Raw genomic sequence first — 13,596 nt, 5'->3', positions numbered from 1 at the left:
ATTTCCTCCCCCCATCTCCCCACTTCATAATTCATAATTCCCTCTCCACTGTACCAGAATACTAATTTTGGCCCTTGGGTTTTGGGGTTTTGGGGTGTTAGGGTGTTAGGGTTTTGGGGTATTAGTCAAATTCCCCCATCACCCCATTCCCCCATCTCCCCACTTCATAATTCATAATTCATAATTCATAATTTCCTCCCCCCATCTCCCCACTTCATAATTCATAATTCATAATTCATAATTTCCTCCCCCCATCATTGCCCTTGAATCTGTTAAGATCAAGGCCAGTTAGCCTTAAAATCTTCGGTGTGAGCAAACGATGAAAAACCATATTAAAAAAATTGCTAGTTGGAGCGCGATCGCTACTATTTCCCTTGGCTTGGTAGAAATGAACCGAACAGCGATCGCATTTGGCAAAAATAATCAATTTAGCGCCTGTATCAGTCAGATTGTCGGCACGGGAGTCAGTCCCGAAGATGCCGCCACCGCTTGTTCAGAAGCATTAATTCCTAAAGAATTATCCCGGTGTGTGGTGATGATTAAATCCAAAACCCCGATCGATGGTAATCTGGCTCTGCAAGCTTGTTTTCAAGTGCGTCGTCCCATCGACCTAGGTAATTGTGTGGTCGATATCCATCGCGCTGCCGCCTTATTTGCCACTAATTCCCTCAAACAAACGGAAACAGCCAAGGAACCCGATAAATTAGGGATTTCTAAACAGGTTTTAGATTCCTGTCGTCAAAGTTTATTACCCGGTCGCTTTTCCGAGTGCGTTATCGCTGTCAGTCGTGGTGTGGACAAAAATAACCCCTCCCAAGCTTTGCAGACCTGTTTAAGTGCCGAGGATTTCCCCAGAGATCTATTCCCCAGTTATCCCCAAAATCAAGACCAGAGACCTTAATCAAGATTATTTCCACGAATGTGCCAGATTCCCTACCCCGACTCGTAGGGGGGTAGGGAAGGAATTAAAACCATGCCTTTAAGTTGGAATGAAATTAAAAATCGCGCCATCGCTTTTCAAAAAGAGTGGCAAGGAGAGACTTCAGAAAAGGCAGAATCTCAGTCTTTTTGGAATGAGTTTTTTCATGTCTTTGGCATTTCACGGCGTAGGGTAGCCAGTTTTGAGCAACCGATAAAAAAAGCAGATAATAAACAGGGTTTTATTGATTTACTCTGGAAAGGAACGATTTTAGTTGAGCATAAATCGAAGGGTAAAGATTTAGAAAAAGCCACACAACAGGCTAAGGATTATTTTCCCAATTTAAAGGAACATGAGTTACCGCGTTATATTTTAGTATCGGATTTTCAACGGTTTAAATTATATGATTTAGATTCGGGCAATCAATGGGAATTTGAATTAAGTAATTTTGTTGATAATGTTCATTTATTTGATTTTATTGCTGGTTACGAAAAGCGAGTTTATAAAGACGAAGATTCCGTCAATATTCAAGCAGCCGAGTTAATGGGAAAACTTCATGATTGCCTCAAAGAAATTGGTTATATGGGGTATGATTTGGAAGTTTATCTAGTGCGTTTATTATTTTGTTTATTTGCCGATGATACGGGTATTTTTAATCAGGGGATTTTCTGGGAATATATTGATATACATACCAAAGAAGATGGCAGTGATTTGGCGATGCACATCGCTTCTGTTTTTCAGGTTTTGAATACACCAGAAGAAAAAAGATTAAAAAATCTCGATGAAAATTTAACTCAATTTCCCTACATAAATGGCAAGTTATTTGAGGAGTCATTACCCTTAGCGGCTTTTGATAGCAAGATGAGAGTCATGTTATTAGAAGCTTGTGCTTTTGATTGGGGAAAAATTTGTCCTGCTATTTTTGGTTCTATGTTTCAAGCGGTAATGAATCCAAAAGAGCGACGCAATTTAGGGGCGCATTATACCTCCGAGAAGAACATTCAAAAGGTTATTAAACCGTTATTTTTAGATGATTTACACAGAGAATTTGAGAAGGTTAAAGGCAATCGCAATAAATTACTAGAATTTCAGAAAAAGATTGCTAATTTATATTTTCTTGATCCTGCCTGTGGTTGCGGCAACTTTTTAATTATTACCTATCGGGAGTTACGAGATTTAGAGATTTTGGTGTTACAAGAGTTAGATAAATTAGATAAAACGGGGCAGTTAGTAACAGATATTAGTGCTATTATTCAGGTAGATGTTAATCAGTTTGCTGGTATTGAATACGATGAGTTTGCGGTGAGGGTGGCAGAGGTGGCGATGGGGTTAATTGATCATCAGATGAATATTAAAGTTAGTAATACTTTTGGTCAATATTTTGTGCGTTTACCATTAAAGAAAGCGGCAAAGATTGTTCATGGAAATGCCTTGCGGATTGATTGGGAGGAAGTTATATCAAAAGAGAAGCTCAATTTTATTTTAGGAAATCCTCCTTTTGTGGGAAAACAGTTACAAAATGCCGACCAAAAGGCCGATATGAATCGTGTTTTAGGGGACGTTAAAGGAGCAGGTGTTTTAGATTATGTGACCGCATGGTATATTAAAGCGGCTGAATTTATTCAAAATAGTTTAATTCGTTGCGCTTTAGTTAGCACAAATTCTATTTCTCAGGGTGAACAAGTTGGTGTTCTTTGGCAAGAGCTTTATCAAAAATATAAAATAAAAATTTATTTTGCCCATCGAACTTTTAGCTGGAGTAATGAAGCAAAAGGAAAGGCCGCAGTTCATTGTGTTATTATTGGTTTTGGGCTAGAAGATATTGACAATAAACGTATTTTTGATTATGCTGATATTAAAGGTGAACCAACAGAAAGAAAAGTTAAAAATATTAATCCTTACCTAGTTGAGGGTAGTGACTTGGTAATTTTAAGTAGAAGAAAAACCATTTCATCTGTTCCAGACATAAACTTTGGAAGTATGCCAAACGATGGTGGTCATCTTATTCTTTCACAATCTGAAAAAGAAGAATTAGTTAAAAATGAACCTGATGCTGAAAAATGGATAAGACGCTATACAGGGGCGCAAGAATTTATTAATGGTTATTCTCGTTATTGTCTTTGGCTTGTTAACATTCAACCTCAAGAATTAAAGAAGTCAAAAGAAATTTATAGAAGAGTTGAAGAAGTCAGAAAAGTGCGAAGTGAAAGCAATCGAAAAACCACTCAAGAATTATCTAAATTCCCAACTCTTTTTGGAGAAAATAGACAACCTGATACTAATTATTTACTTGTTCCCCGTGTCTCATCTGAAAGAAGAAAATATATTCCAATAGGTTTCTTTAGTCCAGATTATATTGCTAGTGATAGTTGTCTCTTTGTTGCCAATGCTGATTTATCTTTATTTGGTATTCTTACTTCAGAGATGCACATGGCATGGGTTAAATATGTTTGCGGAAGATTAAAAAGTGATTACCGTTATTCAAACACCATCGTTTATAATAATTTTCCCTTTCCAGAAAATATCACCGACAAACAAAAACAAACCGTCGAAACTTGCGCTCAAGCTGTGCTAGATACTAGGGCAAAATATCCTGATAGTAGCCTTGCGGATTTATACGATCCTTTAACCATGCCTCCCGACTTGCTCAAAGCTCACCAAAAACTTGACAAAGCCGTTGATTTGTGTTATCGTCCCCAACCTTTCACCAGTGAATTAAATCGTATTGAATACCTCTTTGAACTCTATGAAAAATTAACCGCTCCTTTACTCTCTACCAGCAAACAAAAACCCAGAAAACCCAAAAATCCTCAATAACCGAAAATGCTTGCTTGTCTGCCTTTTATTCAGTCAACAGTGAACAGTCAACAGTGGAAAAACCTGATATAGTGCTATTGGGAGTAATCAGGTACAGCGACTTTCTTACCCGTTCCCCATTCCCCAGCCAAACCCTAGAAATCATCGGGAATAATCCATTGGGTCGGTTGCGTCAGTTTTTTCAGTCTAGCGGCTTCTGCCATTTCTAGCATCTTTTCCAAAGAAGTTTCGGCAATAAATTTGGCTGCTTCGGCGGCATGGGCTTGATTGGGGCATTTATCGCCTAAAATACAACCATTTAGGCAATCTACAGCACAATTTACCTGTTTTTCCATAAAAACTCTCTTTTTTTGACTAGATTTGTCCTTTGTATTTTAACCCAACTTTTTTTAAGTACCTAGGCAAAATTAATTACACACCTTGCTAATCCTTTTGCCGCTCTCAACCCTAGGTAGGTAATTATGCCAGTTAAGAAAGCGGCACCCTTAACCTTTCCCTAACCCGTAAATTGCTATATGTTTTAATTGTGTGAGGAGTGAGAAGAAAGCAAAGTCCTTGGGGTCGAAACACGGCAAGACTCTCAAGGGCTTTTCCATGTCTAGGGAAAAATTGTCAGTCATGAACCAGCCTCAAGAGCGAGAACCTTTTGCCAGTTTAGTTTTATATCATCTCTTTAAATGGTCGATCGTTAGCCCCACCCTACACGGCTATTTTCGCGGTCGCGTTTACGGAGTGGAAAATGTCCCCCAGCGTCATCCTCTGATTATCGTCTGCAATCACGCTAGTTACTTCGATCCACCCCTATTATCCTGTGCCGTGCGTCGTCCCGTGGCTTATATGGCTAAAGAGGAATTATTCACCATCCCGATTTTAAAACAGGCGATCGCTCTTTACGGGGCCTATCCCGTCAAACGCAGCAGTGGTGATCGCGGGGCAATTCGGGCAGCGATGGCAGCCTTAGCAGCGGGTTGGGCAGTAGGAGTGTTTCTGGAGGGAACCCGCACCGAGGACGGATTGATCCATCAACCAAAACTAGGTGCGGCGATGATTGCCGCTAAAGCGGGAGTTCCCCTGTTACCCGTCAGTTTGTGGGGGACAGAAAAGATTTTTCACAAAGGCTCTTCTTTTCCCCATAGTATTCCCTTAACTATTCGCATCGGGGAAGTGCTACCGCCACCGATTTCTAGCAAAAGAGAAGCTTTACAGGCAGTTACCGAGCGCTGTGCCGAAATTATTAACGGATTACACGCCCTAGGACGCTAAATCCACCTTTTAAACGGGATTTAGTATTAGATTTATTTCCCCCACACTTTCAAGTTGAGAATGTAGGCTAAAATTGGCATAACTCGACCATCGCCTCGACCATGTTCTTTTTTGTCCTCGGCTTCAATCTAGGCTTAACTTTATTTAATTGCTTTCTACTCTGGAAATTGTGGCAATTGCGGCGGATTTTAGGGCGAGTGACCAAAATTTTAAACCGGGTGGAACGACGTTTACACCACGTTTTTTACCCCGCTCCAGAATATATTCTCATCGCCGGGGCGAAAACCTATTATCTCCGACAAAACTATCAACGCCTCTGCGGACAGATACAGATACTGCAATCCCTATTCTTGACCTTCTCCCTGATTATCCGTTACTGGCAGCGTCAACCCCGTCAACCCCGTCGCCTCTGGTCGCTAAAATTGAGCAAAATCTCTAGCAATTAGGCAGCTAACAGCGATCGCCAACCAAAGTAATACACAAGTACGAGTTAAATGCCAAGCCTGTTCGACGGTTTTGACGGTAATCGGGTTGAGGTTATCGCCTAATAAAGGTTTTTCCACAATCTGGCCCCGATATTGATTTTTACCCCCCAATTGCACCCCCAAAATCGCCCCGTAGACGCATTCACTCCAACCGGAATTAGGACTAGGATCCCGACGGGCATCGCGCCAACAAATGCTTAAAACCCGCCCCGGCCGGCCCGAAATTAGGGCGAGAGTTAAGACCGTTAAACGACAGGGTAGCCATGTCAAAATATCCTCGCTTTTGGCACTAAACCAGCCCATATGGGTGTAGGGAGGCCGACGATAGCCAATCATCGAATCGAGGGTACTAGCGGCTTTATAAGCGCAAGCGAGGGGAACTGGTCCCACCCCCAGAAAAGCACCGAGAAGGGCATAAAAAAGCGGCGCGGTAACTCCATCCACACCATTTTCACTGACGGTTTCTAAGAGGGCGCGGAGGATTTCTTCCCGGCTGAGATTATCTGTGTCCCGGCCAACGTATAAACTTAGTTGACAACGAGCTAAGGTGATGTTTTCCGCTTGTAAAGGTGCGATGACTGTTTCGGCAGCCCTGCGTAAACTTCTACCGGCTAAACAACTAGCCAAGAGAATCACTTGTACTAGGTAACTCAGCAGCAAATTGACCTGACCTAACCATTGGATTCCTAGCCAAGTTAAGACCCCAGCCAAGATAATTAAACCTAGTCCCAGAATTATGCCCGCTAAACGTTGGCGAATTTTTTCCTGCGTCCAATTAAGAATAACTTTGGTGGCAACAGCAATAATCGCCCCCATCACCTGCACTGGATGAATCCATCCCCAAGGATCGCCCACCAGATAATCTAAAACCGCCCCTAATACTAAAATGATCGCCGTTGCCGTTTCCTTCACAATTACTCCCTTTTCCCATCGATACCCCGAATTTTCTCGATATTGTCTTCCCAGTTAGCTCCATCAAAGAACTGGATCTGAAAATCTTCCAAGACATTGCCCTCCAAACAGCGCAGGTTTATATCTATAGCGTCAGGATGGGAGCGGGGACGATAGAAAGGATGAATACCACAAACACGACAAAAATAATGTTGGGCTGTGTGGGTATTAAATGTATAGGTACTTAAGAAATCTTCACCGCTTAGGAGGGTAAATTGTGCTGAAGGAACAATCAGATGCAGAAAACCTTTTTTCTGACAAATCGAACAATTACAGTCTAGAGCTTGATCATGCTTGATCGCCACTTGAAAACGGATCGCTCCACAGTGACAACCTCCCCCATAAATCTTTGCTTGTTTTGTTGCTGTCATAACTTCTAAACCACTAAACGATAAAGCTGGTTTCCTCTCCCCTAGCGGCGATCCAGCTACGCGCATCGTAGTATAAATCCGCTAAGGTAATCTTCCCCAGGGCATCTTTTAATTTTTCGTGGAGGTGTTTCCAGATAGTAAATGTCACCCAATCTTCTGCCTGTTCGTCCTTGGGATGATAACCTGATAATGGCTCGATCGTCTCTCCCACCGCCTCCAAAATTTGCCCCAACGAGATACGATTTGCCGGCCTGGCCAATTGATAACCCCCTTGCGATCCCCGAACGGAACGAACTAACCCCGCTCGTCGCATTTCTATCAGCAATTTCTCTAGATAAGCGGCCGGGATATCTTGACGCAGGGCGATCGATTTTACCGATACGGGAGTTCCCCTCGGTTGTAAACTAAGATCCAGCAAGGCTTTAACACTATAGTGACCCCTAGTTGTTAGCTTCATTATCCCTCATTTTTACCTCTTTATCTCTATCCTACCCCCTGCCCTCATTGATGACAGAAAGGCTAACCTCCCTTACTCCAGCATCTCGATCAACATTGATAAATTCTGTTAAGATTTTGATCGAGAGATAGAGTCTAATCAATTACAATCAATTTCCTCAAGCAAGTGATAATTTTTAGTTTATACCGTGTAAGATAAGTGTAGAGATCAATCGTAACCCGATTGTTTCTGGCCAGGGGGAGCAATTCTCCTCGACTAGCCTTGATGACCCTAACCTTTACTTATCTACTGCAAACTTAAATGAACACAACTACTAATCCAGAACCCCTGACTGGCCTCGAACTAATTGAGAAAGTTAAACAGCTAGGCAACCTCAGCAAAGAGGAAAAAGCCCGGGAATGCGGCTACTATACCATGACAAAAAATGGTATTGAACGCGTTAATATGATGAAATTTCTCAATGCTTTAATCGATGCCGAGGGAATTGACTTAGATAGCAGTGCCAATGGCCAAGGACGGGGCGGGCGCTCGGCCAGCTACCGGATCAGTGTCCAATCAAATAATAATCTCCTGATCGGTTCGGCCTATACCAAAAAAATGGGACTTAAACCGGGAGATGAATTTGAAATTACTTTGGGGAGAAAACATATTCATCTCAAGCAAGTTGGCGCCAGCGACGACGACGAATAGCAATAATTAAGGAGAGAGCCGTTTAACTCTCTCCTTGCCATTAGATAGGGTCTGCTGAAAAAGCCGCCCCAGAAATCATGCTATTAAATGCCAATGATTGATCACCCAAGTGATAAGTTTTACTTGGGGTAAACTGCTGTAAACATAATTTTTATCAAACACGAGTTCACTTCTTAGTTCATTTGTTCGCAAAAAAGCCAGAAAGACAAAAAAGCCTAAAAAAACTGCCGCAGCAGTGGGGAAAGATTGACAACCAAAAAGGTAATAAGTAGTCGTGCAAAATAAATTTCCTAGTGAAGATAGGCAATAGACATCTCCAAAAATTTGTAAGTCAGTCACAGCAAGGAATACAGGCAGATTAGACCAAGAGTCAAAATTAGCTCTAAAAACCGATTAATCAGGGTTTTAAGAGACAAAATCGAATTTTGACGGAAAACTATGGCTAATTATAACGTCAATTACTTCCCCTGATTGCTCCCATTCTATTACTTCTAAAATTAGCGCACTAATTCTCAACCTTACTAAGCCACAAACGGTAAGTAAAACCGATTTATATCGACTTTTATTTAATCTAAATCTTTCTTGAACTACCTTAAATACTTTGACAACTCGAATTAAATGCTCAACAAAAATTCGCCGAGATGATAAAACTTTATTTTCTTTAATTTGATTCTCGGTTAATTCTCCATTCTTAGGTTTTTTATCAGGAGTTCTGATTTGATTTTCTCCCAGGTAAGCTTTATCTCCAATAAAAGTTTGTTGAGAATCGAATTTGCTTAAAGTTTCCCGACAGATTTTTATGTCGCTCGTCGGACCAGGTTGACCAATAACTACATCAACAATATCTTCAGCTTTTGGCAAAACAATAAATTGACTTTTTAAAGTATGTCTTCTTTGCTTTCCCGAATAATATATTTTTTGTTCTTGATAATCGGTCGGCCTCTCCACGGGCTGTTCTGCGCTATCGACAATCAACTCATAATCCCTTAATTGTTCAATTATTATTTCCTCTTCTTGGCACTTCTTTATTTGTTCTAACAAACTTGGCGGTAACTCTCCTTCAAAAAGTTTTTGCCAATAGGTAAAGATATTATGAGCCGTTGATTCACTCACTTGAAACATTAGTCTTAAGATTTGAAAGCTTAGATGATGTCTTAAATAAACCAACATTAGAACAATTTGTTCCTCTTCTGATAATTTAGGAGGTGTTCCGCTTCCTGGTTGATTAATACTAATTTTGTTTTTTTCGATTTCTGATTGGTTTTTCCGATGTATAAGTTTTCCAAGTGCCATCAGTTGTTCTAGTTGTTGGTAGTCAATTCCTAATAGTTTTTTAGTTTGTTTCGGATATTTTTGAATGTATTCCCAAGTGTAGTTTTTCATGGCTTTTTTTGAGTTACTATTTGTTTTATTATATCCTATTATTGTAATTTAATTAAATTAGGTCGAGGTCTAATAGACAATAGGCAATAGGTAGTTAGATATGTGTAATTAATTTGTGTCTAGCTACTTAGCAAGGTCAGTTTCTGAAGTTTCAGGTAGTTTTGTCATGATCAGATTGAAATTATACTAAATCCAGTTATCAAAGACTGATTATCTATTTCTCTTTTGCCTCTTGCCTTTTGCATGAGTGCCTCTCCTCATAACTAGCCTATACTCAACGGATTTAGTATTAAATCTTCTCTTAGCTTGCCCGAATTTTCTGGGGACATCTCAGTTTTGCCAAAATATCCAAAAGATGAGATCAAGAAGGTGTACTGATTAAAAAAGGGAAAAAATAGAATTAACTGATTAGGTCAGCCAAATTGAAACAGGAAGACCCAGAAAAATAAAAACGATTCTAGGATAAGTAGAAATAAGCGAAAATTAGAAGCCTATAGTCATCTCAGTCCGAAACTAAGCAAAAATGCCTTGCTGATTTGTGCTAATGAATCCTACCAAAGAAGCTCAGAAGATTTGAGAGAATTAACAGGAATAAAAATCTCTCATAGTACATTACAAAGATTGGTGAACAAGCAAGAGATGGGTACATCTCAGATGTGCAGAAATACCGACAATCAGCAATGATCGGTCATCCTTAAATTAGTACAAATGCCACAAAGCCGCGTCTAAGCATCCCACTGCAAAAGCTAATCGGCGGCGTAATTGAGGGAAAAATCGCCAATAACCGCCAATTTTAGCGGAGAGTTTCCCTTGAAAAATCCCCACTGGGTAGATGGACAAAAATCAGATGCAGCCGTGGGTAAAGACTGTAATTCAGTCAATCCCGAACGTTACCGAAACCACTGCGGTAATATCCTTGTCGATCGAGGAAGTGTCGTAAATTCCCGAATCGCTCACGTCAGTGGAATTGCGCGAGGTGATCTGAAAAACTCCCGTTTTCGCATCGCGCACCCTTCCCACCCGACTGCCGGTACTACTAGCGATCGCCTCAGCCCTCGCTCTCGCATCTTTGGTCGCTGCCGCCACCATTTCCACCCGCAGCTTATCCAGTTGGGTGTAAAGATATTGGGGAGGTTCAGAGACGAGGCTAATTCCCTCCTCGATCAATTCCGTTACCTGCCTAGAAAGTTCCGTGTAACGGGCCACATCGCCCGATCGGATCTCGAAGCGTTGGGTGAGACGATAGGCGAGAATTTGCCCGGTTTCCTGGCCGTTAGCTGTTACTTCCGGAATCGGCATCGTCTCGATCGCGTTAGTGGTGATTGCGTCCTCGGGAACTTGTTTTTCTTTGAGATAAGCTCGTATCCGCTCGGTTTGCCGGATCAGATCGCGGTAGGCATCCTGGGCGCTGGGTTGTTGACTGGAAACCGATAAACGCCAGAGAAGATAATCGGATGTAATCGCCCTTTTGGCCGAACCAGTGACGACAAAAACATCGCTCGCCCGTTTCACCGCCAAGAACGAGCGCGCCGCTATCCAGGAACTCAAGACGAGAGCGATCGATAGCACCGATAAACCCGCGAATACCTGTGGGAAACGTTGGAATATAGAACTGTTTTTCATCATCCCCCATCCTAGAAATCCGACGTTTCTATCCTATGCTAGTAGCGAGTGCCTTGAAATTATTATTTACAAAAATCAATAGGGGTTGCAATCTGACGGGAAGCTTTCCCTTACCCAAAAACTCCCTAGCGCTGACGGCGACAACGCCCGATAAGTTCAGCTTGACCATGGAATGGGCTTTATCCCCCTCTGTTTAACCCGAACTGTGGTTAAATAAATACTTCGCCGAAAAAGGTTCCAGCGAAGTACCACAATAGTCAGTGACCAGTTATCAGTTATCAGTACCTTTAATATAACACCTTTGATCCAAAAATCATACCTTTGTACAAAAAAAGGCCAAAAATAAATACTTCGCCGAAAAAGGTTCCAGCGAAGTACCACAATAGTCAGTGACCAGTTATCAGTTATCAGTACCTTTATTATAACACCCTTTTTCGATCACTGCAAAACTTTTTTCCAATTTTAGGCCAAGAATTTTGGACCCAGGCCGACTTTCGGCGCGTACACCGCCCGATCGCCCAATTCTTCTTCGATGCGTAATAAGCGATTATACTTAGCCACCCGTTCACTGCGACTGAGAGAACCAGTTTTAATCTGTCCGGCATTAGTAGCTACCGCCAGATCCGCGATCGTGGTGTCTTCCGTTTCTCCAGAACGATGACTAATTACAGAACGATAACCGTGACGGGTAGCTAGGGCGATCGTTTGTAGGGTTTCCGTCAAAGAACCGATCTGATTGAGTTTAATCAGGATCGAGTTAGCAATACCCAGATCGATCGCTCTTTGCAGACGGATGGGATTAGTCACCATCAAATCATCGCCCACCAACTGAATCCGCGCCCCCAGTTTATCGGTCAATAATTTCCAGTTATCCCAATCTTCCTCGTGTAAACCGTCTTCAATGGAAATAATCGGATAGCGATCAACTAAACTCGCCAAAAAATCCACCATTTCGGCGGGAGAATGGGCGGAACCATCGTAGATGTATTGACCATCCTTATAGAACTCACTGGCGGCCACATCCATAGCTAAAGCCACCTCCGACCCCGGTTTATAACCGGCACGTTCGATCGATTCGATTAAAATATCCAAAGCTTCCTGATTTGAACCCAAATTAGGGGCATAACCGCCCTCATCGCCCACACCGGTCAGTAATTTGCGTTCGTGCAAGGCCTTACCCAAAGCGGCGAATACTTCCGCCCCCCAACGCAAACCTTCCTTAAAAGAATCGGCCCCGATGGGGAAGATCATAAACTCCTGAAAATCGACGTTATTATCGGCGTGAGAACCACCATTGATCACGTTCATCATCGGGACGGGTAGCACATTGGCCATCGGACCGCCGAGATAACGATAGAGAGGCAAGCCCAGATCCGCCGCCGCTGCTTTGGCCGTAGCGAGAGAGACGGCTAGGATAGCATTAGCCCCTAATTCTCGTTTATTGGCCGTGCCATCGCGATCGATCATAGCTAAATCGATACTAGCTTGGTCGAAAGCATTCATCCCCTCCAAAACCGGGACAATTTTTTCGTGGACATTGCGAACCGCTTTCAGGACACCCTTACCACCGTAACGCTGGGGATCGTCATCGCGCAATTCGTGGGCTTCAAAACTGCCCGTAGAAGCGCCACTGGGAACCTGGGCCAAACCCATCGCCCCCGATTCTAACAACACTTCCGCTTCGATAGTGGGACGGCCGCGGGAATCTAGAATCTCCCTAGCTGCGATCGCTTCAATGGGAACTTCGATTTTATCTAACATAACTTATCGTCTCCAACTCAATTTACGCGGTCATTGCGGCTGATTACTAATTGCCTAAAGGGAAATCCACGTTGACAATCTGCTTTTGATCATCAAAAACGAGGATTAAAGTATCCGTCAGTTTTTCAAATTGAATCGTCACCAACACCAGATCCACGCCGTCCGTATCCGCACCTTTTCTGACCTGAGTTCCCACGACCCGACGCACGGGGCCGGTACGCTTAAGTAAATTGTCCCAAGCACCTTGCACTCTGGTGGGGAAAACTTCCGCTTTCAGGAGAGGATGTAAAAAACCTCGGGCCAGGCCGTAGTCTTTATTGACCAAAGCCGTGACAAAAGCAGTGCCAATCTCAGAAATACTGCGAAATTCGGGAAAATCTGCGGCAATTACCTTACCAGACCGGTTAAATGTAATTACCACATCTTCAGTGATTTTCTCAAATTCAACGGTGACAATCACCAAATTGGCATTGATAGCATCGAGTAGCTTGCTTTTGACAATGCGCTTAAACGGTCCAGTATTGTCAGTGACTTGGCTTTCCCAGACCTTTTGCAGTTTTTCGGCAGTCCAGAGGGGTTTTAGTTGGGGTGACAAAGCTGCAATAACTTTGTCGTATTGTTTAGTTCCCAACCATTCCACTAACTGCCGAGCTTGCTTTTCTTCCAGGAGGGGATCACCAATAGCGATCGCGGTCGGTTCTAGGTTCGCCTGTACTGGTGAAACGTTGAACGTGGTCAAAGGCAGGGTAAAACCAATTAAACACAAAGAGAGAATCGATACCCGTTTCGCTAATGAAAGCCGCATCATTTCAGCTATTGCTCCGCAAATAAATAACGTTTTTTGACTTGACGATTGAATTGATGCCATTGTTCATT

14 protein-coding genes and 1 pseudogene are annotated in these 13,596 nt (G+C 42.5%); 6 read left to right on the top strand and 9 right to left on the bottom strand.

What is annotated here, in order from left to right; translation table 11 throughout:
* Positions 1 to 319 precede the first annotated feature (319 nt).
* Both N0824_RS12490 and N0824_RS12485 read left to right on the top strand, forming a co-directional pair.
* Positions 320 to 901 carry a hypothetical protein gene (locus tag N0824_RS12490; RefSeq protein ID WP_108936993.1) on the top strand — a complete coding sequence of 194 codons (582 nt, stop codon included), beginning with the start codon at positions 320 to 322 and terminating at the stop codon, positions 899 to 901.
* A 72-nt stretch (positions 902 to 973) separates the two neighbouring features.
* Entirely contained in the window at positions 974 to 3,736 is a 2,763-nt protein-coding gene (locus N0824_RS12485) for a DNA methyltransferase (RefSeq protein WP_108936992.1), read from the top strand.
* A 134-nt stretch (positions 3,737 to 3,870) separates the two neighbouring features.
* Here N0824_RS12485 and N0824_RS12480 read toward each other — a convergent pair whose 3' ends face one another.
* The gene (locus N0824_RS12480; protein ID WP_002798182.1) at positions 3,871 to 4,071 is read right to left on the bottom strand and encodes a hypothetical protein; all 201 of its coding nucleotides are present in this window, start codon (positions 4,069 to 4,071) and stop codon (positions 3,871 to 3,873) included.
* 259 nt (positions 4,072 to 4,330) lie between these two features.
* Here N0824_RS12480 and N0824_RS12475 point away from each other — a divergent pair, with 259 nt between their 5' ends.
* Positions 4,331 to 4,999, top strand: coding sequence for a 1-acyl-sn-glycerol-3-phosphate acyltransferase (locus N0824_RS12475; RefSeq protein ID WP_108936991.1), 669 nt, complete (start codon positions 4,331 to 4,333; stop codon positions 4,997 to 4,999).
* Positions 5,000 to 5,100: 101 nt separating this feature from the next.
* Entirely contained in the window at positions 5,101 to 5,445 is a 345-nt protein-coding gene (locus N0824_RS12470) for a hypothetical protein (protein WP_108936990.1), read from the top strand.
* Here the strand turns inward: N0824_RS12470 and cbiB are convergent.
* Genes cbiB through N0824_RS12455 form a run of 3 tightly spaced genes read right to left on the bottom strand, consistent with a single transcriptional unit; the run spans position 5,416 to position 7,263 of the window.
* Positions 5,416 to 6,396, bottom strand: a complete 981-nt coding sequence (gene cbiB / locus N0824_RS12465) for an adenosylcobinamide-phosphate synthase CbiB (RefSeq protein ID WP_108936989.1) — start codon at positions 6,394 to 6,396, stop codon at positions 5,416 to 5,418. The two genes, N0824_RS12470 and cbiB, sit on opposite strands and share 30 nt — an antisense overlap.
* 2 nt (positions 6,397 to 6,398) lie before the next feature.
* Positions 6,399 to 6,872 (bottom strand): GFA family protein, encoded by a 474-nt coding sequence (locus tag N0824_RS12460; RefSeq protein WP_108936994.1) that lies wholly within the window; start codon positions 6,870 to 6,872, stop codon positions 6,399 to 6,401.
* Positions 6,820 to 7,263, bottom strand: coding sequence for an RrF2 family transcriptional regulator (locus N0824_RS12455; RefSeq protein WP_108936988.1), 444 nt, complete (start codon positions 7,261 to 7,263; stop codon positions 6,820 to 6,822). Before N0824_RS12455 ends, N0824_RS12460 begins: the two co-directional genes overlap by 53 nt.
* Positions 7,264 to 7,563: 300 nt before the next feature.
* On the opposite strand from N0824_RS12455, the gene N0824_RS12450 reads away from it, so the two are divergent.
* Positions 7,564 to 7,953 (top strand): AbrB family transcriptional regulator, encoded by a 390-nt coding sequence (locus N0824_RS12450; protein ID WP_108936987.1) that lies wholly within the window; start codon positions 7,564 to 7,566, stop codon positions 7,951 to 7,953.
* A 405-nt stretch (positions 7,954 to 8,358) separates the two neighbouring features.
* Here the strand turns inward: N0824_RS12450 and N0824_RS12445 are convergent, their stop codons facing one another.
* A complete protein-coding gene (locus N0824_RS12445; protein WP_108936986.1) occupies positions 8,359 to 9,336 on the bottom strand; it encodes a transposase family protein in 978 nt (325 codons plus the stop codon).
* A gap of 412 nt (positions 9,337 to 9,748) precedes the next feature.
* Between N0824_RS12445 and N0824_RS21370 the strand changes: the two are divergent.
* Positions 9,749 to 9,975: pseudogene (locus tag N0824_RS21370) on the top strand (ISKra4 family transposase); the annotation flags it as partial.
* Positions 9,976 to 10,035: 60 nt separating this feature from the next.
* On the opposite strand, the gene N0824_RS20725 reads toward N0824_RS21370, so the two are convergent.
* The 4 genes from N0824_RS20725 to N0824_RS12430 form a co-directional block, all read right to left on the bottom strand.
* The gene (locus N0824_RS20725) at positions 10,036 to 10,176 is read right to left on the bottom strand and encodes a hypothetical protein (RefSeq protein ID WP_158269551.1); all 141 of its coding nucleotides are present in this window, start codon (positions 10,174 to 10,176) and stop codon (positions 10,036 to 10,038) included.
* Between the two features lie 33 nt (positions 10,177 to 10,209).
* The gene (locus N0824_RS12440) at positions 10,210 to 10,959 is read right to left on the bottom strand and encodes an SIMPL domain-containing protein (RefSeq protein ID WP_108936985.1); all 750 of its coding nucleotides are present in this window, start codon (positions 10,957 to 10,959) and stop codon (positions 10,210 to 10,212) included.
* A 462-nt stretch (positions 10,960 to 11,421) separates the two neighbouring features.
* Complete coding sequence (eno, locus tag N0824_RS12435) at positions 11,422 to 12,720, bottom strand: phosphopyruvate hydratase (RefSeq protein WP_108936984.1); 1,299 nt, start codon at positions 12,718 to 12,720, stop codon at positions 11,422 to 11,424.
* 46 nt (positions 12,721 to 12,766) lie between these two features.
* The gene (locus N0824_RS12430; protein WP_108936983.1) at positions 12,767 to 13,528 is read right to left on the bottom strand and encodes a DUF3887 domain-containing protein; all 762 of its coding nucleotides are present in this window, start codon (positions 13,526 to 13,528) and stop codon (positions 12,767 to 12,769) included.
* Between the last annotated feature and the right edge of the window lie 68 nt (positions 13,529 to 13,596).

The sequence above is a fragment of the Microcystis sp. 0824 genome (genome assembly GCF_003112475.1).
Classification (GTDB): domain Bacteria; phylum Cyanobacteriota; class Cyanobacteriia; order Cyanobacteriales; family Microcystaceae; genus Microcystis; species Microcystis aeruginosa_C.
The sequence above is the reverse complement of the archived record's forward strand: the minus strand, read 5'-3'. Positions and strand labels throughout refer to the sequence as shown.

Coding starts and splice junctions, on each gene's coding strand:
- eno (WP_108936984.1), bottom strand. CDS start 12,720: ATGTTAGATAAAATCGAAGTTCCCATTGAAGCGATCGCAGCTAGGGAG.
- N0824_RS12490 (WP_108936993.1), top strand. CDS start 320: ATGAAAAACCATATTAAAAAAATTGCTAGTTGGAGCGCGATCGCTACT.
- N0824_RS12440 (WP_108936985.1), bottom strand. CDS start 10,959: ATGAAAAACAGTTCTATATTCCAACGTTTCCCACAGGTATTCGCGGGT.
- N0824_RS12470 (WP_108936990.1), top strand. CDS start 5,101: ATGTTCTTTTTTGTCCTCGGCTTCAATCTAGGCTTAACTTTATTTAAT.
- N0824_RS12455 (WP_108936988.1), bottom strand. CDS start 7,263: ATGAAGCTAACAACTAGGGGTCACTATAGTGTTAAAGCCTTGCTGGAT.
- N0824_RS12460 (WP_108936994.1), bottom strand. CDS start 6,872: ATGCGCGTAGCTGGATCGCCGCTAGGGGAGAGGAAACCAGCTTTATCG.
- N0824_RS12480 (WP_002798182.1), bottom strand. CDS start 4,071: ATGGAAAAACAGGTAAATTGTGCTGTAGATTGCCTAAATGGTTGTATT.
- N0824_RS12430 (WP_108936983.1), bottom strand. CDS start 13,528: ATGATGCGGCTTTCATTAGCGAAACGGGTATCGATTCTCTCTTTGTGT.
- N0824_RS12445 (WP_108936986.1), bottom strand. CDS start 9,336: ATGAAAAACTACACTTGGGAATACATTCAAAAATATCCGAAACAAACT.
- N0824_RS12475 (WP_108936991.1), top strand. CDS start 4,331: ATGTCTAGGGAAAAATTGTCAGTCATGAACCAGCCTCAAGAGCGAGAA.
- N0824_RS12485 (WP_108936992.1), top strand. CDS start 974: ATGCCTTTAAGTTGGAATGAAATTAAAAATCGCGCCATCGCTTTTCAA.
- N0824_RS12450 (WP_108936987.1), top strand. CDS start 7,564: ATGAACACAACTACTAATCCAGAACCCCTGACTGGCCTCGAACTAATT.